Source organism: Oleiphilus sp. HI0123, assembly GCF_001635315.1.
Genome location: NZ_LWGE01000979.1, coordinates 1 through 328 on the forward strand (window position 1 = coordinate 1; position 328 = coordinate 328).

At 44.8% G+C, this 328-nt stretch carries 1 pseudogene; it reads left to right on the forward strand.

The features are described from left to right. A pseudogene (locus A3761_RS08465) lies at nucleotides 1-328 on the forward strand (hypothetical protein); the annotation flags it as partial.

Below are 328 nucleotides of genomic sequence, written 5' to 3' on the forward strand. Positions count from 1 at the left end.
CGGATGCTAAATATGTATTTAATAGTGAGTTGTCATCATACGTTCGTAAATCTGACGTTCCCACAATTGATCACTTGGAAACAAAAGAACACGCTGAAACAACATATTTGAAGAAATCAGAATATGTTGCACCATCTGGTGAAGTTATCCAAGGTCCTAAAGGTGATACTGGTGAGCAAGGACCAATTGGACCACAAGGTCCTAAAGGTGATACTGGTGAGCAAGGACCAATTGGACCACAGGGTCCACAAGGACCAGAGGGACCACAAGGTCCTAAAGGTGATACTGGTGAGCAAGGACCAATTGGACCACAGGGTCCACAAGGACC